Raw genomic sequence first — 26,631 nt, 5'->3', positions numbered from 1 at the left:
CAGCTGCCCCCTAAGCTGCGCTCATGGCGAGGTACTTCGATGTGCACCCGGTGGACCCGCAGCGGCGCGCGATCGGCCAGGTCGTGGAGATCGTGCGCGAAGGCGGGCTGATCGCCTACCCGACCGACTCCTGCTTCGCCCTCGGCTGCCAGCTCGGCAACCGCGAAGGGCTCGAACGGATCCGCGAGATCCGCAACCTCGACGACCGCCACCACTTCACGCTGGTCTGCCGCGACTTCGCGCAGCTCGGCCAGTTCGTCCAGGTCAGTAACGCGATGTTCCGCCTGGTCAAGGCCTCCACGCCGGGCAGCTACACGTTCATCCTCCCTGCGACGAAGGAGGTGCCGCGCCGGCTCATGCACGCCAAGAAGAAGACGGTCGGCGTGCGCATCCCCGACCACGTCGTCGCGCAGGCGCTGCTCACCGAGCTCGGCGAGCCGATCCTGTCCAGCACGTTGCTGCTGCCCGACGAGACCGAGCCGCTCACGCAGGGCTGGGAGATCAAGGACCGCCTCGACAACGCGCTCGACGCGGTGATCGACTCCGGGGACTGCGGAGTGGAGCCGACCACCGTCATCGACCTGTCGCAGGACGAGCCGGAGATCGTCCGGCGCGGCGCGGGGGACGCGTCACGCTTCGAGTAGCGGCCTGCGCAGCGCGGTGTGTCAGAGGGCGGTGTGGCTGAGGATCGCTTCGGCGATCTCGGCGTGCGCGCGCCTCGGCAGCTCGGCGCCGACCCCGGGCAGCACGTGCAGCCGCGCGCCCGGGATCTCGCGCGCGAGCGCCTCGGCGTTGCCGATCGGGAAGAACGGGTCGTCCGCGCCGTGCACGACGAGCGTCGGCGCGGTGATCGACGGCAGCCGCTTGCGCCAGCGCGGTTTGCAGTCCAGCGCGGCGAACGACATCGCGGCCAGGCTGTTGCGCGCGTTCGCCGGGTGCGGTCCGGCCCGGTCGAGGATGGCAGCCGCGCCCTCGCGCACGTCGGCTTCATCGAAGGGGCCCTCACCTGCGAGCACGCGGGCGTGCGCGACGGCGTGGTCGAGCACGGAATCGCGGTCGGACCAGTCGGGCTTCGGCGCGGTCATGAAGAACCGCATCACGGCCTCGTCGTGCTCGGGCAGGTCGCGGTCGGCCCGCCCGGGGGCCGTCGGGCGAGTGCCGGCGAGCACGAGGCTCGCGACGCGGTCGGCGTGGTCGAGCGCCAGCAGCTGCGCGATCCAGCCGCCCACCCCGAGGCCGGCCACGTGCGCCGACGGTGAGCCGAGCGCGTCGAGCACGCCGACCGCGTCGGCGACGAGGTCGCGCAGCGTGTAGCCGGGTGCGTCCGGGTCGACGGTCGTCGACCGCCCGGTGTCGCGAAGGTCGTAGCGCACCACCCGGCGCCCACCGTCGGCAAGTCGGGCGGCGAGCGCGTGCGGCCAGCTCAGGATCGTCGTGCCGATGAGCAGCAGGGTCGGGTCGCCGGGCTTGCCGAGCGTGTCGACGCACAGCTCGACGCCGTTGATCTGGATCAGGGTCTCCGTCATGCAAGTCCCTACGGTGCGGGGCGGCGGAATTCATCGCACGTATCCTGGAGCCTCTCAGGTTTCTTTCTCCCTCCCTGGAAGGTGGATCAGTTGTCGCGCGTGTCGAACGAGGCGCAACGTCGCCGGACGTTCGCGGTCATCAGCCATCCCGACGCCGGCAAGTCGACGTTGACCGAGGCGCTTGCGCTGCATGCCGAGGTGATCGACGAGGCAGGCGCGGTGCACGGCAAGGCCGGCCGGCGCGGCGTCACGTCCGACTGGATGGAGATGGAGCGCAAGCGCGGCATCTCGATCACCTCGGCCGTGCTGCAGTTCGCGTACCGCGACCACGTGATCAACCTCCTCGACACGCCGGGCCACGGCGACTTCTCCGAGGACACCTACCGGGTGCTGGCGGCCGTCGACGCCGCCGTCATGCTGCTGGACGCCGCGAAGGGCCTGGAGCCGCAGACGCTCAAGCTCTTCGACGTCTGCCGCACGCGCGGCATCCCGGTGCTCACGTTCGTCAACAAGTGGGACCGCCCCGGTCGTGAGGCGCTCGAGCTGCTCGACGAGGTGGAGCAGACGATCGGGCTCCGGCCGATGCCCGTCACGTGGCCGGTGGGGCGGGCCGGGGAGCTGCGCGGGCTCGTCGAGATCGGGACGGGGCAGTTCGCGCGCTACTCCCGCACGGCGGGCGGCGCGACACGCGGCGACGTCGAGGTGCTCGACCCCGAGCAGGCCGCGGAGCAGGAGCCGGAGCACTGGGTCGCGGCGCAGGAGGAGATCGCGCTCCTGCGCGAGATCGGTGCGGGGTACGACGAGAAGGAGTTCCTCGCGGGCATCGCGACGCCCGTGCTGTTCGGTGCGGCGCTGAGCGGCGTCGGCGTCGGCAGGTTGCTCGACGCGCTGGTCGAGCTCGCACCCGCGCCCGAGCCGCGGCTCGACGCTGAGGGCGAGCCGCGGCCGCTCGACACGCCGCTGTCCGGGCTGGTGTTCAAGGTGCAGGCCGGCATGGACCGCTCGCACCGCGACCGCATGGCGTTCGTCCGCATCTGCTCGGGCCGGTTCGAGCGCGGGATGGTGCTCACCCACGCGGCCACCAAGCGCCCGTTCGCGACGAAGTACGCGCAGGCCGTGTTCGGCCAGCAGCGCACCACCGTCGAGGAGGCCTTCCCCGGCGACATCGTCGGGCTGGTCAACGCCGGCGCCCTGCGCCCCGGCGACACCTTGTACGAGGCGGCGCCCGTCGAGTTCCCCGCGATCCCGAGCTTCGCGCCGGAGCACTTCTCGGTGGCCCGCGGCGCCGACGCCGGCCGGTTCAAGCAGTTCCGCCGCGGCATCGACCAGCTCGACAGCGAGGGCGTGATCCAGGTGCTGCGGTCGGACCTGCGCGGCGACCAGTCGCCGGTGCTCGCGGCCGTCGGCCCGCTGCAGTTCGAGGTCGTCTCCAGCCGGATGGCCGACGAGTTCGGCGCGCCCGTCACGCTGGAGCCGCTCAGCTACTCCGTCACCCGCCGCACCGACGCCGAGGGCGCGGAGCTGCTCGCCCGGCAGGCCGAGGTCGAGGTGCTCGAACGGCGGGCCGACGGCGCACTGCTCGCCGTGTTCGTCAACAAGTGGCGGCTGGAGACGATCCGCCGCAAGTTCCCCGACCTGACCCTCGACCCGCTGCCCGCCGGCTCCACCGACCGGTAACTTCCCCACCGTTTTGTGCACCTGCGCGCCCGCTGGGCGCGCAAGTGCACAAAACGGTGGGGAACTGTCGGTCGGACAGCGGGGCTGGCGGATCGCACAAGGCGGCCATGCGTCGTGGGCCACCCGTTCGTGCGTCCCGTGGGTGGCCGGGCGCCGCGCGGATCCGGCATCGTGTCGGGAGATCATCGCCGGCCGACAAGCGAGGTGTCCGTGCCCGACCCGAACCTCGACGCGTTCAACGCGTCACCGGACACCGAAGCGGAACGGGCGCTGCTCGCCTGCTGCGCTGCGCCGGGATGGGCGCACCGCGTGGCGTCGAAACGGCCGTACGCCTCCGTCGACGAGCTGCTCGAGACGGCGGAGTCGGAGCTGAACGACACCGACCTGGACGCGGCGATGGCGGGCCACCCCCGCATCGGCGACCGGTCGGCGACGGGCGCGAGCGCGCGTGAGCAGCGCGGAGTCGCGGACGCCGGCGACGACGTGCGGGTGGCACTCGCGGTCGGCAATGCGGCGTACGAGGAACGTTTCGGGCACGTCTACCTGGTTTGCGCGAGCGGCCGGTCCGCCGCGGACCTGCTCTCGACGCTGAACGCCCGGCTGGGCAATGACCCGGCGACGGAACGCCGGGTCGCGCTCGGCGAGCTGGCCGCGATCAACCGCATCCGGCTGCGCAACCTGGTGGGGTCGCCATGACGCTCTCGACGCACGTGCTCGACGCCGCGACGGGCCGACCGGCCGAGGGTGTCGTGGTGAAGCTGGAACGCGGCACCGAGCTGCTCGACACCGCGCGCACCGACGCCGACGGCAGGGTGCGCAGCGTCGGCGGCGCGCTCGCCGCCGGCACCTACCGGATCACCTTCGACACCGGTGCCTACTTCACGGCGACCGGGCAGCAGGGGTTCTACCCCGAGGTCTCGGTGACCTTCACGATCACCGACGCCGATCAGCACCACCACGTGCCGCTGCTGCTCTCGCCGTTCGCCTACTCGACCTACCGCGGGAGCTGACATGGGAATCGTCCTCGGGGCCAACCAGTACGGGAAGGCGGAGAACCGGCTGGTCCGGATCTACCGCGAGACGGCGCGGCACGAGATCCGCGACGTCACCGTCTCCACGGCGCTGCGCGGCGACTTCGCGCCGGCGCACCTGGCGGGCGACCAGTCGAACGTCCTGCCGACCGACACCCAGAAGAACACCTGCTACGCCTTCGCGAAGAAGCACGGCCTGCGTGAGATCGAGGACTACGCGCTCGCCCTCGCCAGGCACTTCGTGTCCAGCGTCGAGCCCGTTCGCGGCGCACGCATCGCCGTCGACGAGCTCGCCTGGGAACGGGTGCTCGTCGACGGCCGGGAGCACGACCACACCTGGGTGCGGCGCGGGCAGGAGATCCGCACCACCGTCGTGACGATCGAGGACGGGCGCGAGGAGATCGTTTCCGGCCTGCGCGACCTGGTTGTGCTCAAGTCGACGGGCTCGGAGTTCGCGGGCTTCCTCACCGACGAGTACACGACGCTCGCGGAGACGCACGACCGCGTGATGGCGACGTCGCTCGAAGCCACCTGGCGCTACACGGACACGGCCGTCTCCTGGGACGCGACGTGGGCCGACGTGAAGCGGCTCCTGCTCGAGCGGTTCGCGACGGTGCACTCGCTCGCGTTGCAGCAGACGCTGTGGGAAATGGGCCGCGCGGTGCTGGAGGCGCACCCGCAGATCGCCGAGATCAGCTTCGCGGCGCCCAACAAGCACCACTTCGTCGTCGACCTCGGCCCGTTCGGGCTCGACAACCCCAACGAGGTGTTCTACGCGGCCGACCGGCCGTACGGCCTGATCGAGGCGACGATCACGCGCGACTGACGGCAGGTGGCGCTCGCGTGGTGAGCACGTGGTCGACACGCATGTCCGGAAGGCGGCTTTCGGCGAAGCTCGTCCCAACCCCGAGGAGAGGTGGAACGAGATGGCTGTCGACACCCACGACGTGGTCGTGACCAGGACGTTCGCGGCGCCCGCTGAGCAGGTCTGGAAGGCGCTGAGCGAGCCGGAGCTGGTGAGGCGGTGGTGGGGCCCGACCGGGTTCACGTGCCCCGTCGCCGAGATGGACGTCCGCGCCGGCGGCTCGTCGTTGGTGTGCATGCAGGCCCCGCCGGAGTACGGGGGCTTCGCCACGTACACGACGTGGAGCTACAGCGTGGTCGTACCGCGGGAGCGCCTGGAGTACACGCTGCACTTCACCGACGCCCAGCGCGCGCCGGCCGCGCCGCCGCCGGGGGTACCCGACGGCGTGGCGCACGTCGTCACCCTCGAAGCGCTCGACGGCGGCCGGACGGTGCTGAGCTTCACCGAGTACGGCTACCCGACGGCCGAGATCCACGACATGTCCAAGGCCGGGATGGAGCAGTGCCTCGACAAGATGGAGGCCCTCTTCGCCTGACCGGCGGTCGGCCATGATGGTGGCGTGCGGATCCCGACCGACGTCTCCGAGCGCGAGACCGAGGTGCTCGCCGCCGTGGGCGCGCGGCTCTCGAACGCGCAGATCGCGAACCGGCTGCACATCTCGGTCCGCACGGTCGAGGGGCACGTCTCGGCCTTGCTGCGCAAGTTCGGCGTTGCCGACCGCCGTGAGCTGGGTGCGCTCGCCGAGACCGTGACGGCCGCGCCGGCGCCGGGCCGGGTCGCGGCGCTGCCGGTCTCGCGCACCAGCTTCGTCGGCAGGGCGGCGGAACGGGTCGCGATCCGGGCCGCGCTCGACGGCGGCGGGCTGGTGACGCTGGTCGGGCCGGGCGGCGCAGGCAAGACCCGCCTCGCGGTGGTCGCGGCCGGCGAGGTCGCTCCCGAGTTCCCGTTCGGGGTCGGTTTCGTCGACCTGGTGCCCGTCCGCGACGGGTTCGTCGCGCAGGCCGTCGCGGCGGCGCTCGGGGTGACGGAACGGGCTGGGCAGCCGCTCGACGATGCCGTGCTGGAGCGGCTCGGGCGCGGGCGTTCGCTGCTGGTGCTGGACAACTGCGAGCACATGATCGGGGCTGTCGCCGGCTTCGTCGAACGGGTCCGCGTCTCCTGCCCCGGCACGGCCGTGCTCGCCACCAGCCGCGAACGGCTGGGCGTCCCGGACGAGCGCATCGTGCCCGTCGCGGCGTTGCCGCTGCGGTCCGATGCCGAGCAGCTGTTCCGCGAACGGGCCGCGGTGCTCGACCCGGTTCTCGACCCGGACCTCGATCCGGACCTCGACCCGGCCGCGGTCGCCGAGCTCTGCGCGCGGCTCGACGGGCTGCCGCTGGCGATCGAGCTGGCGGCGGCTCGCAGCGCGTCGTTGGGCGTGGCCGGGCTGCTGGCCGGGCTCGGCGACCACCTGCGGCTGCTCTCAGGCGGGCGGGGAGCGGTCGAGCGGCACCGCTCGCTGCGTGCCGTCACCGAGTGGAGCCATGACCTCCTCGACGACCAGGAGCAGGGGTTCTTCCGGCGGCTCGGCGTGTTCGTCGGGCGTTTCGACCTGGCTGCCGCCACGGCCGTCGCGGGAGATGGGGACGCGCCGGCCGCTGCCGACCTGCTCGGGCGGCTCGTCGACAAGAGCCTCGTCAGCCGCAGCGGCGGCAGCTGGCGGATGCTCGACAGCATCCGCGCGTTCGCCGTCGAGCGGCTGGGGGAGAGCGGTGCGGAAGAGGACGTCCGGCAGCGGCACCTGAACTGGGCTGCTGGGACCGCCGCCGAGCTGGAGGGCGGGCTGGCGGATCGGTGGCGCGACCGGTTCGACGTCGTGGCGGACGACCTGCGTGCGGCGCTGGCAGGTGCTTCGCCGGGCGACCTCGGGCACGGGCTGGCGCGGTCGCTGGCGCACCTGACGTTCGCGCGCCGGTTCCTGATGGAGGCGCTCGGGCACTACCGGACCGCGGCGCAGCTGGCACCCGATCCCGATGAGGCGGCCGTCGACCTCGGGCTCGCCGCGGAGTGCGCGCAGGTGCTCAACGATTCGGGGGAGGCGTACGAGCTGCACCTGGCCGCGGCCGAGCGGGCGGGTGACGGGCCGCGCCGCGCGCTGGAGCTGGTCCGGGCCGTCGAGATGGCATGCCGGTACCCGGTGACCTTCCAGGCCGAGGTGCCGCACGCCCGGCTGCGAGGGCTGCTCGACAGCGTCGGGGACCACGACGATCCATATGTGACTGCGGCGCTGGCGTGCGCGGAGGCGTGGTTGGCTGGCCCGGAGAAGCTCTCGCCGGACCGCGCGCTCGCCGAGGCGGCCGTCGCGGCGGCGTGGGCGGCGGGCGACGCCGTGCTCGTCTGCGCTGCGCTCGACGCGTTGCGCACGGCGGCAACCGCCGCCGGCGACGCGAAGCACGCGCATCGGGTGACAGAGCAGCGGCTGGGACTGCTGCCTTGGATGGACCGGACCGACCCGCGGGCGACCGCGGAGATCGACGACACGCTCGGGCTGGCGTGCAGCGACGCGGTCGCGGCCGGTGACGTCGCCGCGGCCCGCACCGCCGCGCGGATCATCGTCGAGGACGAGCTGCACGGCGACCACCCGTACCTGACGGCCAGCAAGGTGATCCCCACGCTCGTCCTGGCCGGCGAGCTGGCCGAGGCGGTGCGGCTCGCCGAGGCGATGTGGACGGGCTGGACGCGCGCCGGCCGCCCGCCCGCGTTCTGGATGCAGGCGACCGTGCACTTCGTCGCGCTCGCCCACGGGCTGCGCGACAACCCGATGGAGCTGACTCGGTGGCGTGGGCACGCGGCGGAGGTGGAGAGCCGCCCGGGCGCGTTCCAGGCGCGCATCTCACCGCTCGCGGCGTTCGTCGACGCACGGGTGGCGGTCCACCTCGCTGATCGCAGCCAGGTGGATCCGGGCGCGGCCCGCGCGGTGATCGACCGGGCCGACGCCGCGCTGCCGAAGGCCCGCTACCGGCCCTACGCCATCGCGGCAGCGGCCGAGCTGGCCGTCGTCGCCGCCCTCCCGGACGCGAAGGACGTGCTCACCGCCGCCCAACCCGCGGCGCAAGCGAACGACTGGGCGGCCGCCTGCCTCACCCGCGCCCGCGGCCGCCTCCTAGACGACCCGGCAGCGCTGCGCTCGGCGCTCGACCAGTGGGAACGGCTCGGGGCGCTGGGGGAGGCGGGGGCGACGCGGCGGTTGCTCGGTGGGGGCAGCTGAAGCCACTTCTGGGGGGAGGGCAGGAAAGCCCGGATTGTTTGAGCGACCGCAAAGCAGAGCACCGGCAACCCGAGCGGGTGTTGTGCGCGCGATCGTCGCCACTGCCCCCGTGCGGCGAACGCGATGGATCGGGAGAGGCCGCATGCGGGGCACGAGCGACCGAACATCCGGTACATCGGGCAGATTCGAGGCAGACCACCCGACCCGACCAACGCGGCGACGGCGGCGTACACCGTGATCGCCGCGCCGATCCGGTTCGCCGGTCCGCTCACCCCGCTGCCGCGGCCAGTGACCGCACGTAGTTGACGCGTTGGTTCACATCCCACACCTGATGGACGGCATACACCGGGATCTGCACTGTGTGCAGCAATCGTGGCCCCTGAACCAGAACCTGCACGAACCCATCCGTGCGTTCTTCCTTGACCAGGAGGAACAGCAGCCCCAGAAGGCAGAACAGGGCGAAGATGACGGCACAAACTATTGCCCAGGCCGGAATTGCCTGATGGGTCCGGGACAGGTCGGAGAACGTCCATCGAGCATCTCTCAGCGCGCAGGTGCCACTCGGTGTGATCACCCAGTGTTGAGTGACGGAGATGTCGGCGATGGTGACCAATGTCGGGTCCTGACCAGCGCCGATGGGCACCAGCTCGCTCATGTGCTGCTCCAGGGTTGCATTCGCCGAAGAAGAGCCCGTTGATCGAGCTTCGGCCCGGGGGAGGGTAGCAGGATCCCGATCATTGTTGTGAGGATCCCAGGATGCGTCATAAGGGCGAGAAGTATCCATCCATGGCGTAAGGAGAATCGGCCGGACGGCCGCCCGAGCCGGGGGTGCGCGGAGGTCAGGAAAGCCACTTTCATGCAACCACGTTGCATGAAAGTGGCTTTCCTGACCCTGGCATCCGGGTGCGGATGTGCTGCGCGGTGGCGGTCGTGCGTGTCCGGATCCGTCCAGCGCTCCGTCCCCCCGGGAGCGTAAGAAGGACGCGTGACCACGTACTCGGCCGTCGTCACCACCGGCATCTACTGCCGGCCGGGGTGCGGCGCGCGCCCGCTCGCGAAGAACAACGTGACGTTCGAGCTGGCCGCTGCCGCTGAGGCGGCCGGGTTCCGGGCGTGTCTGCGCTGCCGCCCGTACCGCGTGGCCGGGCCGGTCTCGGCCGCCGCCCCGGAGATCGTCTGCGGGGCCGTCCAGCTGATCATCGACGGCGCGTTGGACGAGGGCACGGAGCCGGCGCTCGCCGAGCGGGTCGGGCTCTCCACCCGGCACCTGCGGCGGCTCTTCCGCGCCCACCTCGGGGTCAGTCCCGACGAGCTGGCGCGCTCGCGGCGGGCGCACTTCGCCCGCCGGCTGCTGGACGACACCGACATCGCCGTCGTCGACGTCGCGTTCGCGTCGGGGTTCGGCAGCCTCCGGCAGTTCAACCGGACGATGCGGGAGATCTTCCGGGCGTCCCCGACGGAGCTGCGTGGGCGGCGCCGCCGGTCCGACCGGCTGGTCACGGACGGCGGGCTGGCGCTGCGGCTTCCGGTGCTGCCCGGCTACGACTGGGACGGCGTGCGCGCCATCCTGGCCGCGCGGGCGCTGCCCGGCGTCGAGTCGGTGGAGGACGGGGCTTACCGCCGCACGATCACCGTCGACGGCGCGCCGGCCGTCGTCGAGGTCACCCGCGGCGCCCCCGACCACCTCCTGCTGCGCGCCCACCTCCCGTACTGGGAGGGGCTGATCCACATCGTGGATCGGGTCGGGCGGTTGCTCGGGCTCGACACCGATCCCGCGGCCGGTGCCGCCGCGCTCGGCGCGCTCGCCCAGCCGCGTCCGGGACTCGTCGTGCCCGGCGCGTGGGCGCCGCTCGAACCCGGCCTGCACGCCCTGCTCGGGACCGACCGCGCCGGCGCGGTCGTCGCCACGCTCGGCAACCCTGTTGCCGGCCTGCCGGCAGGGCTCACGCACACGTTCCCCGAGCCTGCGGCGCTCACGGCGGACGCGCTGCGCGGGCTCGGCCTCGACGAGCCTGATGCGGCGGCGGTCGGCGCGCTCGCCGCCGCCGCACCCGAGCTGCACCGCGGGACGAGCCTCGCCGCGCTGGCCGAGCTGCCCGGCATCGCCGCGGACCTGCGGCACGCGCTCGCGTTCCGGCTCGGCGTGCGCGACGCCTTCCCCGCCGGCGATCCCGCCGTGGTCGCGGCGCTCGCCGACCTCGAACTCGACCCGGCGTGGATTCCCGCGCAGTGGCGGGCGCTCGCCGCGGCGCACCTGATGGCGCACGCGACGACGATGTCCGAATCCGTCCAGAACCAGGCGGGCGCGGTTCGTACGGTCGGTGCATGACAGAAGATCAGATCCGCCGCGCGGAGGCGTTCGCGCGGCTGCACGCCGCAGCCGACCCGTTGCTGCTGCCGAACGCGTGGGACGTCGCGTCGGCGCTCGCCGTCGTCGACGCCGGAGCCGCGGCCGTGGCCACCACCAGCGCGGGCGTGGCGTGGTCGCTCGGGGTCGCCGACGGCGCCGACCTCGGCGCCGAGCGCGCCGCCGACGCCATCCGGCGGATCACCGCCGCGGTCGATGTGCCCGTCTCCGCCGACATCGAGGCCGGCTACGGGCCCACGCCGGCCGACGTCGCCGCAACGACCGCTGCTGTTGTGCAGGCCGGCGCGGTCGGCGTCAACATCGAGGACCGTTCCGGTGTTGAGCTGTTCGCCCCGCAGGTGCAGGCCGAGCGGCTCGCCGCCGCCCGGTCCGCCGCGGCCGGCGTCCCGGTGTGGATCAACGCGCGAACCGACGTCTATCTCGCCGGCATCGGCGAGCCGGGGGCCCGGCTGCGCGACGTGCAGGAACGAGCCGCCGCCTACAAGGCCGCCGGGGCCGACAGCATCTTCGTGCCCGGCCTGATCGACCTCGACACGATCCGCGAGCTGGTAGCGGGCCCGTTGCCGATCGCGGTGATGGTCTGGCCGGGCGCGCCGACGGTCGCCGAGCTCGCCGCCGCCGGGGTCCGGCGGATCAGCCTCGGCTCGGCGATCGCCGAGGCCGCGTACGGGGTTGCGGCCCGCGCGACCAGGGAGCTGCTGACCACGGGCACGTACGACAGCGTGGCCGGCGGGATCGGTTACGGCGAGCTCAACGCCCTGCTCGCGCCGACACGGGACTGACGCCCTTTCGGCCGATCAAAAGCGAACCGTAAGTGCGGCCCGGCAAGGTTCCTGGTGTCAGCGAGACCAGCCCGACGGAGGAGCCGAAATGCGATCGCTCATCAACTCGACCTACATCACCCTCGACGGTGTCATCGACAACCCGATGTGGACCATGCCGTACTTCGACGAGGAGGCCGGGGCGTTCGCGGCGGCGCAGACCGAGGCGGCCGACGCGATGATCATGGGCCGCGAGACGTACGACGGCATGTTCCCCGCGTGGTCGACCCGTGACGAGAGCGACCCCACCACCGGCGCCGCGTACTTCAACAACGTCAAGAAGTACGTCGCGTCGACCACGCTGAAGGACCCGGAGTGGCGCAACACCGAGGTGCTGCAGGGTGATCTCGTCGAGGCCGTCACGAAGCTGAAGGAGCAGGACGGCAAGGACATCATCCAGTACGGCTACGGCTCCGTGACCGCTCAGCTGGTCAAGGCGGGGCTGGTGGACGAGGTCCGGTTCTGGATCCACCCGGTGATCGTCGGCACGGGCAGCTTCGCATCGCCGCTCGCCGAGGCCGGGGCGACGTTCCAGCTGGTCGACACGAACGTCTTCAAGAACGGAGTGATCGTGGCGACGTACCGGCCAGCGCGATAGCGTCGCGCGGGCTCACGGTGGCGCCCGACCGGAACGCGGCCTGGAATGCCTCCTCGCCCATGGTGGCGACGAGTCGAGCCGTGGTGCCGAGCACGTCGTCCTGCTCGGCGTTGTCGGCGACGAACATCGCTGTGGAGCGCGCTGCGGCCGCCGCCCCGAGCATGCGGGCGGCGGTCGCGGGATCCGGGACCACGGACGCCGCAGCCTCCAGCGCGCTCACGGCATCGCGCGGTGCGCCCATCCCCTCCGGTGTCTCGAAGCCCTCGGCGGCTTCGAACGCCTCGATGTGCAGCGCCAACGCGGTCTCCGTGTCGCCGTTCTGCAGGACGGCGTGGCCGAGCTCGGTGAGCACCATCGGCAGGAACAGCGCGGGCTGCTCGTCGGCGCGGCCCATCTCGACGAGGTGCTCGAGGTGGCTGATCGCGAGGTCGGTCTTGCCCTCGCGACGGGCGGCGAAGGCGATGCTCAGCTCGGCGAACGCCATGGCGTTGGGCGAGTTGCTCTCGACGGCCATCGCGTAAGCGCGTTCGCCCAGCTCACGGGCCTGCTGGTAGTCGGCGGTCTGCACCGCGAGCCAGGCCAGCCACGACAGCTTGGTGCACACCTCGGGCCAGAGCGCGAGTTCTTCGGCCCAGCGCAGGCCCTCGGTGTGGAGCGCGACGGCCCGGTCGTACTCGCCGCGGACCTCCACGAGCCCGCCCAGCCAGTTGTTGGCCTGCAGCCGGCCCCAGCGGTCGCCGATCTTCGTGAAGAGCGCGTCGCTGCGCGTGGCGTCCCGTTCGAGCGCGACCAGGTCGCTGGCGGCGTGCGACAGCATCGCGCGCGTGCTCAGCGCCGCCGCCTCGGTCCAGGTGTCGCCCTCGGCCGCCGCATCGGCCATCGCAACGTCCAGCAGCCGCGAGGCGCCGCCGAGGTCGTTGCGGTCGAGCAGGGCTATCCCGACGAACCACGCGACGCGCCCGTGCAGCTCTGCCGGGATCGCGGCGTCACCCGGGGGCACGCCTTGCAGCAGCGTGAACCCGGCCAGCCAACCCGGATCACCGCCGTCCGCGAGCGCGCGCCTCGCCTCCGTGAACCGGCCCCGCAGGTACCAGTACCAGGTGAGCGCGGTGGCCAGCCGCCCCCGATGACTGCTGCCCCCGGCGAGCGCCGCACGCAGGTTGCCCGCCTCCGCGTCGAGCCGCTCCAGCCATTCGCGCTGGTCGGGGCCGCGCAGGTGCGGGTCGGCGCGCTCGGCGAGCTCCGTGAAGAACGCCGCGTGCCGTGCTCGTACCGCCTCGGCGTCGTCGAGCCGCTCGTGGCAGAACGCCGCGACCGATTCGAGCAGCCGGTACCTCGGTTCCGCCCCGGAGTCGTCCATGACGACCAGCGACCGTTCGACGAGCCGGGTCAGGAGGTCGGGGTCGGCCCCGCTGACGGCATCCGCCGCGTCGAGCGTGCAGCCGTCGCTGAACACCGACAGCCGGGCAAGGACCGCGCGTTCGGTGGGGTCGAGCAGGTCCCAGCTCCACGCGATCACCGCGGTGAGGGTGCGCTGCCGCTCCGGCACATCCCGCTGTCGGCTCGTGAGCAGCGCGAACCGGTCGTCCAGCCGCTCGACGACGCCGACGACGCCGAGCGCGCGCACGCGGGTCGCGGCGAGCTCCAACGCGAGCGGGATCCCGTCGAGGCGGCGGCAGATCCTGGCCACCGCCGGTGCCGTCCGCTCGTCCAGCCGGAACGTCCGCTGCTGCGCCGACGCCCTGGCGGCGAACAGGCGCGCAGCGGGCGAGCCGAGCACCGCTTCGAGCGCCGCACCCTGGTCCGGGGCGTCCTGTGGGACGGCCAGCGGCTGCACCTCCCACACCAGCTCCCCGGCCAACCCGAGCGGCTCGCGGCTGGTCGCCAGCACGCTCACCTCCGGCGCCGCGCGCAGCAACCGCGAGACCAGCGCGGCGACCTGGTCGACGACGTGCTCGCAGTTGTCGACCACCAGCAGGAGCGCCCGTCGGCCGAGGGCGGCGAGCAACCGCTGCTCCGCGGTGTCACTGGTGCCGGCCTCCTCGTGGACGTCCAGCGTGGCGAGCACCCGCTCGGCGATGCCGGTGTCGCCGGCGGGGAGCGCAGCCAGCTCGACGAGGTGCGCGTTCCCGTGCTCGCGGGCCGCCTCCACCGCCAGGCGGGTCTTGCCTACCCCACCCGGCCCGACCAGCGTGACGAGCCTGCGGCCGGAGAGCAGCCGCCGCAGCTCCGCGAGCGCCTCGGCGCGTCCGACCAGCTCGTCGAGCGGCGGCGGCAGGGTCGCCCGCAGGGACGTCGCGGCTGGTTGCGGTGCGAGCACCGGAGACTGGGCGAGCACCTGCTGGTAGAGGGCGACAAGGTCGGGGCCTGGATCGACGCCCAGCTCGTCGGCCAGGCGGGCCCGCAGGTCGCTGTAGCTGTCGAGGGCGTCGGACTGCCGACCGGCCGCGTAGAGGGCCTTGATGTGCACCGCGCGGAGGCCCTCGTGCAGGGGGTGCTCGGCGACGAGCGCGGCGAGGTCGGCGGCGACGAGGTCGTGCTCGCCGCGGGCCAGCCGGGCCTGCGCGAGCCGCTCGTGCACGGCCAGCCGCTGGCCGGTGAGGCGCTGCACCTCGGCGCGGACGAACTCCTCGTCGGCGACGTCGGCGTACGCCGCGCCGCGCCAGAGCCGCAGCGCGGCGGCCAGCCGATCGGCGTCGCCCGAGGCGGCGAGCTGCGCGAACCGGTCGGCGTCCACCGCGTCGGTGCGCAGCACGTACCCCGGCTGTCGCGACTCGACGAGCTCGCGGGCGCCGGGTTCGGCGTCGTTGAGCGCCTTGCGCAGCTGCGAGACGCGCACCTGCAGCGCCGCGTTCGGATCGGCGGGCGGGTCGTCGCCCCAGACGTTCTCGATCAGGCGGGCGGCGGAGACCACCTGGTTGCGGTTGGCGAGCAGCGCGGCGAGCAGCACCCGGACCTTGGCCCCGGGCACGGTGACCGCCTCGCCGGCGTCGGTGGTGACGGCGAGCGGCCCAAGAACGCCGAAATGCACGCCCAGGACACTACTTCGCGGTCCCGACAGGCCCTGAGCACGGCAGGTGCGCATCGATCCACGAGACGCCACGATGGGTGCGTGACCGTGATCTCCGTGCCGTTCCATCTGGATGAGCCGCTGCCCGCCTCCACGTTCCCGCTGGTGCCGGACCTGACCCTGGCGCCGCCTCTGCCGGAAGGGTCGCCGACGCAGCGCATGGGGGCGCTGTACGAGCAGGTCGCCGCGAGCGTGGCCGGGCAGGTGCGGCCGCTCGTCGTGTCCGGCGACTGCACGACGTCGCTCGGTGTGGTCGCCGGCCTGCAGCGGGCGGGCGTCGAGCCGGCGATCGTGTGGTTCGACGCGCACGGCGACGTCCACACGCCGGAGTCGTCGATCTCGGGGTACATCGGCGGGATGCCGTTGCGGCAGCTGGTCGGCGGCGCCGACCGGACGGTCCCCGACCGGATCGGGCTGCGGCCCGTCCGCGAAAGCGACGTCGTGCTCGTCGACGCGCGCGACCTCGAGCCGCCGGAGGCGGAGTTCCTGGCGGCATCGGCGATCCACCGGGCCGGCGTCGGTGACCTCGGGGGCCCGGCGCCGCTGCCGGACGGGCCGATCTACCTGCACGTCGATCTCGACGTGATCGATCCGCTCGGCCTGCCCGAGCTGCTCTACCCGGCGCCCGGCGGGCCCGATCTGGCCGCCGTCACCGAGGGGGTGCGGGCGGTGCTGGCGACCGGCCGCGTCGCCGCCGTCGGGCTGGCCTGCACCTGGAAGCGGGGCGGCAGTCCGACCGACGGCATCGCCGCGCTCGCCGAGGAACTGGTCGCCGCACTGCGTTGACGGCCGCGCTGACCCCGCAGAGACGCTGCCGAGCTTTCGATCACCTGCTAGCGTGTTACCCGGGGTAACAACCAGGTCGGACGATTCAGGAGCCGTGACCCATGTCGATCGTCGAGCCGCTGGCCACGCTGTACAGCGCCGGGATGCGCGAGCTAGGGCGGCTGGCTGCCCGCGCCCGTTCCGAGTCGAGCGACCAGCTCGCGATCGTCGCCGGCCGGGCCGCGGCCTGGGTCGACGACACCGCCGACCGCGTCGACACCCTGTGCGCGAGCACGGCCGGCGCGCTCGGCAACCACGCGGAGGAGGTCGGCGCGCGCGTCGCCGGCCGGTTCGGGCGCTGGAGCGACGACCTCGCCGACCGGATCGTCCGCGTCGGAGCCGACAAGCCGTAGAAGTTCCCCACCGTTTTGTGCACCTGCGCGCGTTTTTGGCGCGCAAGTGCACAAAACGGTGGGGAAGTTTCGGGTCAGGTTGCTCGGCGGACCTGCGGGAGGGTGCGGTCGGGGCGGGTCGTGCGTGCCCAGCGCACGGCGTTGGCGAGGATCCGCTGGACGTGCTCGTTGTGGTAGATCGGGTACGCCTGGTCGCCGGGGCTGAAGTAGAAGACCTTGCCGTGCCCGCGGCGGAACGTCGCACCGCTGCGGAACACCTCACCGCCGGTGAACGAGCTGATGAAGATCAGCTCGTCGGGCGCGGGGATGTCGAAGAACTCGCCGTACATCTCGTGCTCGCCCAGCTCGACGGGGTGCGGCACACCCTCTGCAATGGGGTGCGTCGGGTCGACCGTCCAGACCAGCTCGCGGTCGTGCTCGTTGCGCCATTGCAAGCTGCACGTGGTGCCCATGAGCTTGATGAAGATCTTCGAGAAGTGCCCGGAGTGCAGCACGAGCAGGCCCATGCCGGAGAGCACGTGCCGGTGCACCCGCTCCACCACGGCGTCGTCGACGTCGTCGTGGGCGATGTGCCCCCACCAGGTCAGGACGTCGGTCGCGGCGAGCATGTCCTCGGTGAGGCCGTGCTCCGGTTCGTCGAGCGTCGCCGTCCGGACGACGGCGCCCTGGCCGAGGTGTGAACGGATGCCGCTCGCGATCGCCGCGTGCATGCCGTCCGGGTAGCGGGCGGCCACCGGCGGGTCGGTCTTCTCGTGCCGGTTCTCGCCCCAGACGGTCACGCGGATCGGGGTCACGGTCGTTCCTCCTCGTTGCTGAGCACATCCAGCGTCAAGGCTGCTGACCAGCTGAAATCGGCGATGCCGCGGCCCGCCCCGGTGATCGGGTCGTAGTACTCCCGGAACCCGACGCGCCCGGCGGCGCGGATCGCGGCGCGCAGGACGGCGGCCTCGGAGGTCCTTCCGTGCCGTTCCAACCCCCGCAGCACCAGCCAGCTCGTGTTCACCCACGCCGCCCCGCGCCAGTAGCGAGCGGCGTCGAACGCCGGACCGGTCAGGTCGTAGCTGGGCAGCGGCACCCGCCCGTTCAGCGCGAAACGCGGCCCGGTCGCGCCCCGCACGAGCGCCCCGACGACGTCCGCGGGCAGGTCGAGCACGAGCGGCACAAGCCCGCCGACCGCGAACTCCGCGACCCGCTTCCCGTCGCTGCGCCCCTTGGCGAAGAAGTGCCCGGCATCGGCGTCGTAGAGCTGCGCGAGCAGCGCGTCGCGCACCCGCGCAGCGTCGGCCCGATGGTGCTGCGCCGGCAGGCCGAGCACCTCGGCGATCCTCGCCAGCGCCTCGTCCGACCAGCCGAGCAGGGCGTTGAACAGCGGGTCGGTCATGACGAACGGGTGACCGGGCAACGCCTCGGCGTCGCGGTAGCCGTGGTCGCGGTAGCGCTGCGCCAGCGCGACGTAGCGGGCGTAGTCGTGGTCGGTGGGCCGGTCGGCCGGATCGGAGTGGTCGAGATCGCGGCGGCGGTGCCCGGCCAGCGCTTCTGGGCCGGCCTCGACGCCCGCGAGCTCGGTGTCCCACGACGGCGAGTTGTCCTGGCCCGACTCCCAGGGGTGCACGATCACCGCCAGGTCGCCGTCGGCGCGCTCGCGGCGCAGGTAGTCGTGCTGCGCGCGCAGCGCGGGGTAGACCCGCTCCAGGAACGGCCGGCCCGCGATCGGATCGGCGCGGTACACCTCCCACGCCGCGACGGCGTGCAGCGGCGGCTGCAGGATCCCCGAGGTCTCCCGCTCGGGAGCGCCGGGGACCTCGGCCGAGCGCCAGAAGTCCGGGCCGGGGAAGTACGCGTCGCGCGGCGTTTCCCGATTGAAGACGATCTGCGGCACCCGCCCGTCGGCCCATTGCGCGGCCAGCAGCGACTCGAGCTCGCGGCGGGCCCGCGCAGGATCGACCCGGGCCCACCCGACCGCGACGAACGCGGAGTCCCAGCTCCACTGGTGCGGGTAGAGCCGCCGCGACGGCACGGTGTGGTCGTGTTCCCAGTTGGCCTCCAGCACGGCGACTGCCGAGCTGTGCAGGTCGTGCTCAGCCACTTGCCGCACCTGCCCGGCGCAGCGTCGCGACGGCCCGCGGGAGCACCTGCTCCGCCGGCCCCGAGAGCCGGCACTCGGCCGCGAGGTCGCCCGTGTAGCCGATCCGCGCGAGCGCCCCGACGAACGCTTCCCAGTCGAGGTGCCCGGCGCCCGGTTCGAGCCGGTTCGAGTCGGAGACCTGGACGTGGGCCAGCCGGTGCGCGGCCGCCTCCAGCGCGGCCGACGGCAGCGTCTCCTCGATGTTCATGTGGTAGGCGTCGGCGACCACCCCGACGGCGGTGAGGCCCGTCGCGTCGGCCAGCTCCACGGCCTGCTCCAGCCGGTTGACCATGTGGTCCTCGTAGCGGTTGAGCGGTTCCAGGAGGATCTTGACGCCTTCGCTCTCGGCATGGCGGCCCAGCTCGCCCAGCGCGTCGAGCAGCACCTCGCGGTCGCCCGCCTCGTCGCGCGGCGGCGTGAACGGCGGCAGCCGGCGGGAGAACATGCCGTACGACGCCGGCGTCATGGCCGCGATGCCGCCGAGCTCGGCGATCACCGAGAGCTGGGTGCGCATGTTCTCGACGGCGTCGCGGCGCCGGCCCGCGTCGAAATCGCCGATGAAGTGCAGCATCTCGACGCACACCGTGGTCATGACGACGCCGGCCGCGCGCGCCTGCCGCAGCTCCGGCAGCCGGCCCCGGATCCGGTGCCCGCCCTGCCCGCGCAGCTCGATCCCGTCGAAGCCGAACCGTCGCGCGGCGTCCCACTTCTGCAGCATCGTGTCGCCGGGCAGCAGCTGTTCCTGACAGGTGATCCTCACCGGGCTTCCCCCCTGAAATCGAGCACGACCTGCAGCGCGGCGGTGGCGTCCTGGTCGAGCAGCGCGTAGGCCGCCGCGGCTTCGGCGGCCGGGACGACGTGGCTGACCAGCGGCAGCACGTCGAGCTGCCCGGCCGCGACCAGGTCGACGACCGTGCGGTGGATCCGCTCCGGGCTCCACCGGTGGCCGAGCCCCGACGGCGCGGCGGAGATCTGGGAGGACACCAGCTGGATGCGGTTGTGGTGGAACTCCTCGCCGAGTCGCAACCCCACGCCGTCGGACTGGTAGAAGCCCGCGGCGACCACCCGCCCGCCGGCGGCGCAGGCTCGGACGGCCTCGTGCAGGGCCCGGTAGGAGCCGCTGAGGTCGATGCAGACGTCGGCGCCGAGCCCGCCGGTGTGCTCCTTGACCCAAGCGCCGACATCGGTGGTCGCCGGGTCGAGCGCGGCAGCGGCACCGAGTGCGGTCGCCTGTTCGCGCCGCGCGGAGATCCCGTCGACGGCGACGACCCGTGTGCCGCTGCGGGCCGCGAGCTGGGTCGCGACCAGCCCGATCACCCCCTGGCCGAAGATCGCGACCGTCTCGCCGATGTGCGTGTCGGCCGCCAGCACGGCGTTGAGCGCGACGGCGCCGACCCGCGCGAACGTGCCGCACAGCGGATCGAGATCGGGCGGGAGCACCCGGCCGGCGACCTTCTCCAGCGGCAGGACGACCTCGCCCCGATGGCCCCACATGCCCCAGACCGCCGCGCCCAGCAGCCCGTCGTCGGCGCCCCCGCCCAGCTCGACGATCCTGCCGACCTCGCTGTAGCCCCAGACGTCGTTCGGGTAGGCGGCGCGCGCCGGCTCGTCGACGAACAGCCGCGCCGCCGCGTCCCACCGCCGGTTCTGGTGCGGGTTGGTGCCGCGGTAGAGCGTCAGCTCCGTGCCGGCCGAGATGCCCGAGTACAGCGTGCGCACCCGGACGTGACCGGCGGGCAGCGGTTGCGGCGCCGCGCTGCGCACCTCCACGCGGCGCGGCTCGGTCAGCGTGACGACGAGGGGGTCCGGCACTGGGTCGGGTTTTGGGTCGGGCTTTGGGTCGGGCTCTGTCATGCGGGCTCCGGCGACGAGTGGACCTGCAGGGTCATTTTCACGTTACATCTTGTCCTTATAGCGTTGCCAGTTGCATGATTACGCGTACTTGTCAGTCATAAGTAGCCCGACTCTCTCGCACACCATCGGAGGCGTGATGAGAACCCCCGCGCGGGCGTTGGCGGCCACGGCCGCCGCGATGGTCCTGGCGGTGACGGCCGGGGCGTGCGGTGCCGCCGAGCCGGACGGCCCGCCGAACTCGATCACTGTCTGGACGATGGAGAACCTGCCGGAGCGGCTCGCGGCGCAGCAGGCGATCGCGACGAGGTTCACCGAGGCCACCGGCATCACGGTGGACCTGGTGGGGGTCGCGGAGGACCAGTTCAACCAGCTGGTGATGTCCGCGGCCGCGTCAGGTGAGCTGCCCGACGTGGTGGGGGCCGTGCCGCTGGCCGGTGTCCGCAGCCTCGCCGCGAACGAGCTGCTCGACCCCGCCGTCAGCGCGGCCGTCGTGGACGATCTCGGCGCCGACACCTTCTCCGCGCGCGCACTGGAGCTGACCAGGGACGGCGCCATGCAGCTCGCCGTGCCCAGTGACGCGTGGGCGCAGCTGCTGCTCTACCGCCGCGACCTGTTCGCGGCGGCCGGCCTGCCGGAGCCGCGGACGTTCGCCGACGTCCTGGCGGCCGCACGAGCGCTCGACAACGGCGACACCGCCGGGTTCGTCGGCTCGACGATCCCCGGCGACGCGTTCACCCAGCAGACGTTCGAGCACCTCGCGCTGGCCAACGGGTGCGAGCTCGTCGACGGCGCCGGTGAGGTCGCGCTGGACAGCCCGCCGTGCGTGGAGAGCTTCGCGTTCTACGACGACCTCGTGCGCAACTTCTCCGTCGCGGGCGCGCAGGACGTCGACTCGACCCGAGCCACCTACTTCGCCGGGAAGGCCGCGATGGTCGTGTGGTCGTCGTACATCCTCGACGAGCTCGCCGGGCTGCGCGCCGACGCCGCCCCCAGCTGCGAGCAGTGCGTCGCCGACCCACGCTTCCTCGTCGACAACACCGGTGTCGTCACCGCGCTCACCGGCCCGAGCGGGCGGGAGCCGGCGCAGTTCGGCGAGATCGTCTCGTGGGCGGTGCTGGCCGACGCCGCGGTCGACCCGTCCCGCCGGTTCGTGGAGTACATGATGAGCGACGGCTACGTCGACTGGCTCGGGTTCGCACCTGAAGGCAAGTTCCCGACCCGCACGGGCACGCGCTCCGACCCGCAGCAGTACACCGAGGCCTGGCGCACGCTGCCGGCCGGCGTCGACACCAAGGCACCGCTCGCCGACTTCTACCCGCCCGCCGTGCTGACCGCGCTGGAGACCAGCCCCGACACCTTCCGCCGGTGGGGCATCACGCAGGGCCAGGGCGGGCTGGTCGGCGCGATGCTCGGCGAGCTGCCGGTCCCGCAGGCGATCAGCGCCATGACCGGCGGCGAGGTCGCGCCGCAGCGCGCGGCCGAGCAGGCCGACGCCGACGTCTCCGACATCCAGAACTCGTTGAGGTGAGGCGGGAATGACCACACAAATGGAACGCCCCACAGCGACCGTGCCCCCGACGCGCATGCCGACGCTCGCGCAGCGCGACGCCCGCGCGGGCCGTGTGCTGCTGGCGCCGACGCTGGTCGTGGTGCTGCTGGTCGTCGTCGTACCGATCGTGTGGACCGTCGTGCTGTCGTTCCAGGACCTGCGGCTGATCGACCTGCGCCGCCGCGGGCTGTGGGGCGGGTTCACGCTGGAGAACCTGGCCGGGGTGTTCACCTCGCGCGGGTTCTACGGCGCGCTCGGGACGACGTTGCTGTACTCGGTGGTCGGCACCGTCACGTCGATCGGGATCGGCCTCGTCGCCGCGCTGGCGTTGCGGCGCCGGTTCCGCGGCCGGACGGTGGCGCGCGCGTTCATGCTGCTGCCGTATGTGGCGCCGGTGGTTGCGGTGACGTTCGTCTGGCAGACGATGCTCAACCCGCAGTTCGGGATCGTCAACGAGATCGGCACCAACGTCTTCGGGTGGGCCGACCCGGTCGCGTTCCTCACCCAGCGCTCGGCGGACGTCTCGGTGTTCGGGCTGGAGTTCAGCGTTCCGGTCGCGCTGCTGACCGTCATGGCGTTCGAGGCGTGGCGGTACTTCCCGTTCGCGTTCCTGTTCCTCACCGCGCGGCTGGCCGCGGTGCCCGGCGAGCTGGAGGAGGCGGCGCGGGTCGACGGCGCGACGCCGACGCAGCGGTTCCGGCACGTGATCTGGCCGCAGCTGCTGCCGGTGATCGCGCTGCTCGCGGTGTTGCGGTTCATCTTCACGTTCAACGAGTTCGACGACATCTACCTGCTCACCGGCGGTGGCGCGGGGACGCAGGTGGTCAGCGTGCGGGTGTACGAGCTGCTCACGGCGCGGGGTGACGTCGGAGCGGCGTCGGCGCAGGCGCTGGTGCTCTCGCTCGTCCTCGTCGTGCTGCTGGCGATCTACTTCCGGTTCTGGGGGCGAAAGGTGGAGCAGTCGTGACCGCGTTCAACCGGGACGTCGTGGAGACCCGCGTCTTCGGGGTGCTGCGGTGGGTGGTGATCGCCGTGCTGGTGCTGGCCACGGCGTTCCCCTTCTACTACATGATCGTGCTGTCGCTGCGCAGCCTCGACGAGGTCGTGCTGCACCCAGGCGCGCTGTGGCCCGCCGAGTTCGACGTCAGCACGTACCTCTCGGTGCTCCTCCCGGAGGACGACGGCGGGCAGGGCTTCCTGGTGTTCCTGCGCAACAGCTTCGTGATCGCCGTCCTGACGGTGGTGGTGACGCTGCTTGCGGCGATCCCCGGCGCCTACGCGATCAGCAGGCTGCAGTTCCGGGGGCGGCGGCAGGTGAGCGCGCTGTTCCTGGCGGTGTACCTGTTCCCGGCGATCCTGCTGGCGGTGCCGCTGTTCGTCTTCTTCGCCCGGATCGGGCTGCGCGGCTCACTGGCCGGGCTGCTCATCGTCTACGTGGCGCAGACGGTGCCGATCTCGATCTACATGCTCCGCAACTACTTCGAGACGGTCCCGGTGTCGCTGGAGGAGGCCGCGGCGATCGACGGGTGCTCGCGGTTCCAGATCATCCGCAGGGTCAGCCTGCCGCTGGCGATGCCGGCCGTCGTCTCGAACGCGCTGTACGTTTTCATGATCGCGTGGAACGAGTTCCTCTTCGCGCTGCTCTTCCTGGCAGAGGACCGCGACCGGTGGACGGTGTCGCTGGGCCTCTCGCAGCTGGCCGGCAGCATCGAGATCCCGACGACGGTGCTGATGGCGGGCTCGGTGCTGCTGACGCTGCCGATAGTCGTGCTGTTCTTCTTCGCGGAGCGGCTGCTGGTCGAGGGCCTGACGAGCGGGGCGGAGAAAGGATGACGTCGGCCGGGAGCCTGCTGCAGCTCGTGCGGCGGGGCGAGGCGACCACCCGCCGCGACCTGATCCGGGTCACGGGGCTCTCGCGCTCGACCGTCACCCAGCGCGTCGACATGCTGCTCGCGGCGGGGCTGCTGCGCGAGTCGGCAGGGGAGTCGGAGGGCCGCGGCCGCCCGTCGGGGACGCTCGGGTTCGACGAGGACCACGGCCACATCCTGGTCGCGCTGCTGCACATCGGGCGGGCCGAGCTCGCCGTGCTCGACCTCGGCGGGCGGGTGCTGCGGCGCAGCAGCTACCCGATCACCATCGGCGACGGGCCGGAGCGGGTGCTCGGCGAGGTCGAGGAACGGCTCGGTGAGCTCGTGCGGGAGGTGGGCGTCGACCCGGCGGAGACGATCGCGCTCGGGGTGGGCGTGCCGGGACCGGTCGACGTGTCGGTCGGGCGGGTGATGCAGCCGCCGGTGATGCCGGGGTGGCACGACTACCCGGTGCGCGACCGGCTCGAAGCGCACCTCGGGCGGCCCGTGTTCGTGGAGAACGACGCCAACCTGATGGCGCTGGGCGAGCAGCGCACGCGGTGGCCCGACGCGCCATCGATGCTGCTCGTGACCGTCGGGACGGGCATCGGGGCCGGCATCGTCATCGACGGCACGCTCTACCGCGGCGTCGACGGCGGCGCAGGCGACATCGGGCACATCCGGATGCACGGGCGCGAGGAGCGGTGCGCGTGCGGTGCGGCCGGCTGCCTCGCCGCGGTCGCGTCGGGCCGCGCGCTGCTGCGCGCGCTCTCCGAGCTGGGGAAGGACGTCTCGGTGGTGGCGGACGTCCGCGACCTCGTGCAGCACGGCGACCCCGACGCCGTCGGTGCCGTGCGGACGGCGGGGCAGCTCGTCGGCGAGGTGCTGACGACGGTGGTGTCGGTGCTGAACCCCGAGGTGCTGGTGGTGGCGGGGGAGCTGGCCGACACCGACGGGCACTTCGTCTCAGGGCTGCGCGAGGTGATCTACCAGCGCTCGCTGCCGCGGGCCACCCGCAACCTGCAGGTGGTGACGAGCGACCTCGGTAGCGCAGCTGCGATCGCCGGGGTCGCGGAGCTGGTGGTGGACGAGGTCTTCGCGCCGGCGGTGGTGGACGAGCGGTTGGCTGCGGCAGGGGTTTAAGGGAAGCCGAGGGCGCCGAGGGCCCAGCTGGTGCTCCCCTCGGTGAACGAACGGCACTTTCGTCCACACCTATTGGACGAAAGTGCCGTTCGTTCAAGCCTGCGGCCCGGCGCCCTCACCCACGGCCGAGCTCCCGAGCCGCGCTCAGCCTGGCCGTTCGAGGGCTGCGGCGCTCCACTCACGACGAGCCGATCACCCCGCCCCTCATGTGAACACCGGCGCCAGGTCGAGGAAGACGCGGTAGTCGGCGAGCAGGCCGTCGTCGTTGGTCTGCCAGATGGAGACGACGGGCAGCGTCACGTCCGTGCCGTCGTGGCGGGCGTAGGTGACATCGGTTTCGACGATGGTGTCGCGGCCGACGGTCCACTCGTTCCGGATCGTGTGGCGGATGCCGGCGATGGAGACCATGAACGCGTTCTGGGCCGCCATGATCGCGTCGCGACCGATGATCGGTTCGCCGTTGCCGAACACCATGCGGGCGTCGTCGGCGAGCAGCCCGCCGAGCACAGCGCCGTCCATGGCGTCGACGGCGCGGAAGACGGCGGCGGCTGTGGGCACGGTGGTCGTCATGCCGATCACGCTACGAACGGAGCCGGTCGTCGCCCATCACCGGAATCTGGGATGTCGCCGCCGCTGACGAGGGGCGATGCTGGAGTCGTGAACCATGCCACCAGGCAGCGCGCGTTCGAGCGCATGCAACGGCTGGGTACGGCCGGGCTCGACCTCGACACCGTGTTCGAGGAGAGCGCGCAGCTGCTGCGTACCGCACTGCCGCACGACTCGAGCTGCTGGCACACGACCGACCCGGGCACGCTGATCGAGACCAGCGTGCACACCACGGCGATGCCGGCGCCGTCGCCCGAGGTCGCCGAGTTCGCGTATCTGGCCAGCGACTTCAACGCGTTCCCCGTGCTCGCCGGCGGCCCACGGCACGCCGGCGTGCTGAGCGAGGCGACCGGCGGGCAGCTGGAGCGCAGCGTCCGCTACCGCGAGCTGATGCGTCCGGCCGGTATGCGCGGCGAGCTGCGCACGGCGTTCGTCGTGGACGGCGCGTGCTGGGGGTCCGTCTCGCTGTTCCGCGCCGCGCCGCGCGACTTCACCGACGACGAGCGCGACTTCGCGCACGACCTCGCCGCCCTGCTGGGGCGCAACTTCCGCGCCGCCGGCGTGCTGGCCCGGTCGCGGGGGACGAGCGGGCCGCTCGCTCCGGGCGTGATCATGCTGGACGCGCATCGGCGGGTGGTCTCGACGACGACGCCGGCCAGGGAATGCCTGGTCGAGCTGGGCATGTCGGATCCGCCCGACGAGATGGACGCCTCGGCGTTGCCGTTCGCGCTGCTGGCCGTCATGGAGCGGGTGCGGGGGCACGGCGGCGATGCCAGCGCCCGCGTGCTCGGCCGGTCGGGGCGCTGGATCCTGCTGCACGCAGCGCCGGAGTCGACCGGTGGCGGGGTGGTGGTCGTGCTGCAAGCGGCGCCCGTCGGCACCATCGCGCCGCTGATCTCCGCCGCCTACGGGTTCACCGCCCGCGAGCGGGAGCTCGTCGCGCTCGTCGTGCAAGGCTGCTCGACCCGTGAGATCGCGAACCGGCTGGTGATCACCGAGAACACCGTGCAGGCGCACCTGAAGTCGGTGTTCGCGAAGGCCGGGGTGCGCAGCCGCGGCGAGCTGACCGGGCTGCTGCACACCGTCTGAGCTCCGCTGTCGATCTCCGCTGGAGCGCCGGGGAAGG

25 protein-coding genes and 1 pseudogene are annotated in these 26,631 nt (G+C 72.6%); 17 read left to right on the top strand and 9 right to left on the bottom strand.

All coding sequences use genetic code 11. The annotated features are described in order from the left end of the window. The first annotated feature begins 23 nt into the window (after positions 1-23). Positions 24-644 (top strand): L-threonylcarbamoyladenylate synthase, encoded by a 621-nt coding sequence (locus LL648_RS27700; RefSeq protein WP_232665679.1) that lies wholly within the window; start codon positions 24-26, stop codon positions 642-644. A 21-nt stretch (positions 645-665) separates the two neighbouring features. Here LL648_RS27700 and LL648_RS27695 read toward each other — a convergent pair whose 3' ends face one another. Then, positions 666-1,526 carry an alpha/beta fold hydrolase gene (locus tag LL648_RS27695; RefSeq protein WP_232665678.1) on the bottom strand — a complete coding sequence of 287 codons (861 nt, stop codon included), beginning with the start codon at positions 1,524-1,526 and terminating at the stop codon, positions 666-668. An 81-nt stretch (positions 1,527-1,607) separates the two neighbouring features. On the opposite strand from LL648_RS27695, the gene LL648_RS27690 reads away from it, so the two are divergent. From LL648_RS27690 to LL648_RS27665, 6 genes are all read left to right on the top strand, one after another. Continuing rightward, on the top strand, positions 1,608-3,203 hold the full coding sequence (locus LL648_RS27690; protein ID WP_374112115.1) for a peptide chain release factor 3: 1,596 nt from the start codon (positions 1,608-1,610) through the stop codon (positions 3,201-3,203). Positions 3,204-3,413: 210 nt separating this feature from the next. After that, the gene (uraD, locus tag LL648_RS27685) at positions 3,414-3,899 is read left to right on the top strand and encodes a 2-oxo-4-hydroxy-4-carboxy-5-ureidoimidazoline decarboxylase (protein WP_232665676.1); all 486 of its coding nucleotides are present in this window, start codon (positions 3,414-3,416) and stop codon (positions 3,897-3,899) included. Continuing rightward, the gene (gene uraH, locus LL648_RS27680) at positions 3,896-4,213 is read left to right on the top strand and encodes a hydroxyisourate hydrolase (RefSeq protein WP_232665675.1); all 318 of its coding nucleotides are present in this window, start codon (positions 3,896-3,898) and stop codon (positions 4,211-4,213) included. Before uraD ends, uraH begins: the two co-directional genes overlap by 4 nt. Position 4,214: 1 nt before the next feature. Beyond that, positions 4,215-5,060: a factor-independent urate hydroxylase gene (gene pucL / locus LL648_RS27675; protein ID WP_232665674.1), complete on the top strand. Its 846-nt coding sequence runs from the start codon at positions 4,215-4,217 to the stop codon at positions 5,058-5,060. A gap of 100 nt (positions 5,061-5,160) precedes the next feature. Beyond that, a complete protein-coding gene (locus tag LL648_RS27670) occupies positions 5,161-5,634 on the top strand; it encodes an SRPBCC family protein (protein ID WP_232665673.1) in 474 nt (157 codons plus the stop codon). A gap of 24 nt (positions 5,635-5,658) precedes the next feature. After that, positions 5,659-8,346 (top strand): ATP-binding protein, encoded by a 2,688-nt coding sequence (locus tag LL648_RS27665; RefSeq protein ID WP_232665672.1) that lies wholly within the window; start codon positions 5,659-5,661, stop codon positions 8,344-8,346. A 53-nt stretch (positions 8,347-8,399) separates the two neighbouring features. Here LL648_RS27665 and LL648_RS45830 read toward each other — a convergent pair. Further along, positions 8,400-8,522 (bottom strand): annotated as a pseudogene (locus LL648_RS45830) (DUF2752 domain-containing protein); the annotation flags it as partial. A 92-nt stretch (positions 8,523-8,614) separates the two neighbouring features. Beyond that, the gene (locus LL648_RS27660; RefSeq protein WP_232665671.1) at positions 8,615-9,001 is read right to left on the bottom strand and encodes a hypothetical protein; all 387 of its coding nucleotides are present in this window, start codon (positions 8,999-9,001) and stop codon (positions 8,615-8,617) included. 330 nt (positions 9,002-9,331) lie between these two features. Between LL648_RS27660 and LL648_RS27655 the strand changes: the two genes are divergently transcribed. From LL648_RS27655 to LL648_RS27645, 3 genes are all read left to right on the top strand, one after another. After that, the gene (locus LL648_RS27655; protein ID WP_232665670.1) at positions 9,332-10,675 is read left to right on the top strand and encodes an AlkA N-terminal domain-containing protein; all 1,344 of its coding nucleotides are present in this window, start codon (positions 9,332-9,334) and stop codon (positions 10,673-10,675) included. Next, positions 10,672-11,496: an isocitrate lyase/PEP mutase family protein gene (locus LL648_RS27650; RefSeq protein ID WP_232665669.1), complete on the top strand. Its 825-nt coding sequence runs from the start codon at positions 10,672-10,674 to the stop codon at positions 11,494-11,496. The genes LL648_RS27655 and LL648_RS27650 overlap by 4 nt, the downstream gene beginning before the upstream one ends. Before the next feature lie 88 nt (positions 11,497-11,584). Beyond that, a complete protein-coding gene (locus LL648_RS27645; protein ID WP_232665668.1) occupies positions 11,585-12,133 on the top strand; it encodes a dihydrofolate reductase family protein in 549 nt (182 codons plus the stop codon). On the opposite strand, the gene LL648_RS27640 is transcribed toward LL648_RS27645, so the two are convergent. Then, positions 12,090-15,164, bottom strand: a complete 3,075-nt coding sequence (locus LL648_RS27640) for a BTAD domain-containing putative transcriptional regulator (RefSeq protein WP_232665667.1) — start codon at positions 15,162-15,164, stop codon at positions 12,090-12,092. The genes LL648_RS27645 and LL648_RS27640 overlap by 44 nt on opposite strands. Before the next feature lie 81 nt (positions 15,165-15,245). Here LL648_RS27640 and LL648_RS27635 point away from each other — a divergent pair, with 81 nt between their 5' ends. Together LL648_RS27635 and LL648_RS27630 are read left to right on the top strand one after the other, a co-directional pair. Continuing rightward, positions 15,246-15,989 (top strand): arginase family protein, encoded by a 744-nt coding sequence (locus LL648_RS27635; RefSeq protein WP_232665666.1) that lies wholly within the window; start codon positions 15,246-15,248, stop codon positions 15,987-15,989. Positions 15,990-16,090: 101 nt separating this feature from the next. Beyond that, positions 16,091-16,381 carry a hypothetical protein gene (locus tag LL648_RS27630; protein ID WP_232665665.1) on the top strand — a complete coding sequence of 97 codons (291 nt, stop codon included), beginning with the start codon at positions 16,091-16,093 and terminating at the stop codon, positions 16,379-16,381. Between the two features lie 74 nt (positions 16,382-16,455). Here LL648_RS27630 and LL648_RS27625 read toward each other — a convergent pair whose 3' ends face one another. The 4 genes from LL648_RS27625 to LL648_RS27610 are packed head-to-tail and all read right to left on the bottom strand — an operon-like array spanning position 16,456 to position 20,318. Then, positions 16,456-17,175 carry a ThuA domain-containing protein gene (locus tag LL648_RS27625; protein ID WP_232665664.1) on the bottom strand — a complete coding sequence of 240 codons (720 nt, stop codon included), beginning with the start codon at positions 17,173-17,175 and terminating at the stop codon, positions 16,456-16,458. Continuing rightward, positions 17,172-18,467, bottom strand: coding sequence for an MGH1-like glycoside hydrolase domain-containing protein (locus tag LL648_RS27620; protein ID WP_232665663.1), 1,296 nt, complete (start codon positions 18,465-18,467; stop codon positions 17,172-17,174). Before LL648_RS27620 ends, LL648_RS27625 begins: the two co-directional genes overlap by 4 nt. Further along, positions 18,460-19,266: a sugar phosphate isomerase/epimerase family protein gene (locus tag LL648_RS27615; RefSeq protein WP_232665662.1), complete on the bottom strand. Its 807-nt coding sequence runs from the start codon at positions 19,264-19,266 to the stop codon at positions 18,460-18,462. Before LL648_RS27615 ends, LL648_RS27620 begins: the two co-directional genes overlap by 8 nt. Next, a complete protein-coding gene (locus tag LL648_RS27610; RefSeq protein WP_232665661.1) occupies positions 19,263-20,318 on the bottom strand; it encodes a zinc-dependent alcohol dehydrogenase in 1,056 nt (351 codons plus the stop codon). Before LL648_RS27610 ends, LL648_RS27615 begins: the two co-directional genes overlap by 4 nt. 178 nt (positions 20,319-20,496) lie before the next feature. Here LL648_RS27610 and LL648_RS27605 point away from each other — a divergent pair, with 178 nt between their 5' ends. From LL648_RS27605 to LL648_RS27590, 4 genes are read left to right on the top strand one after another with little or no spacing between them, the layout of a single operon-like run. Further along, positions 20,497-21,888: an ABC transporter substrate-binding protein gene (locus LL648_RS27605; RefSeq protein WP_232665716.1), complete on the top strand. Its 1,392-nt coding sequence runs from the start codon at positions 20,497-20,499 to the stop codon at positions 21,886-21,888. 7 nt (positions 21,889-21,895) lie between these two features. Continuing rightward, positions 21,896-22,876 carry a carbohydrate ABC transporter permease gene (locus LL648_RS27600; protein WP_232665660.1) on the top strand — a complete coding sequence of 327 codons (981 nt, stop codon included), beginning with the start codon at positions 21,896-21,898 and terminating at the stop codon, positions 22,874-22,876. Then, entirely contained in the window at positions 22,873-23,742 is an 870-nt protein-coding gene (locus LL648_RS27595; protein ID WP_232665659.1) for a carbohydrate ABC transporter permease, read from the top strand. Before LL648_RS27600 ends, LL648_RS27595 begins: the two co-directional genes overlap by 4 nt. After that, the gene (locus LL648_RS27590) at positions 23,739-24,899 is read left to right on the top strand and encodes an ROK family transcriptional regulator (protein ID WP_232665658.1); all 1,161 of its coding nucleotides are present in this window, start codon (positions 23,739-23,741) and stop codon (positions 24,897-24,899) included. Before LL648_RS27595 ends, LL648_RS27590 begins: the two co-directional genes overlap by 4 nt. A gap of 204 nt (positions 24,900-25,103) precedes the next feature. Here the strand turns inward: LL648_RS27590 and LL648_RS27585 are convergent, their stop codons facing one another. After that, positions 25,104-25,469 carry a nuclear transport factor 2 family protein gene (locus LL648_RS27585; RefSeq protein ID WP_232665657.1) on the bottom strand — a complete coding sequence of 122 codons (366 nt, stop codon included), beginning with the start codon at positions 25,467-25,469 and terminating at the stop codon, positions 25,104-25,106. 87 nt (positions 25,470-25,556) lie between these two features. Between LL648_RS27585 and LL648_RS45415 the strand changes: the two genes are divergently transcribed. After that, a complete protein-coding gene (locus LL648_RS45415) occupies positions 25,557-26,594 on the top strand; it encodes a helix-turn-helix transcriptional regulator (protein ID WP_232665656.1) in 1,038 nt (345 codons plus the stop codon). Positions 26,595-26,631 lie beyond the last annotated feature (37 nt).

Origin of the sequence: Pseudonocardia sp. TRM90224, assembly GCF_021245725.1 — a bacterium.
Classification (GTDB): domain Bacteria; phylum Actinomycetota; class Actinomycetes; order Mycobacteriales; family Pseudonocardiaceae; genus Pseudonocardia.
Note: the sequence above shows the minus strand (reverse complement) of the source record. Positions and strands in the feature narration are given on the sequence as shown.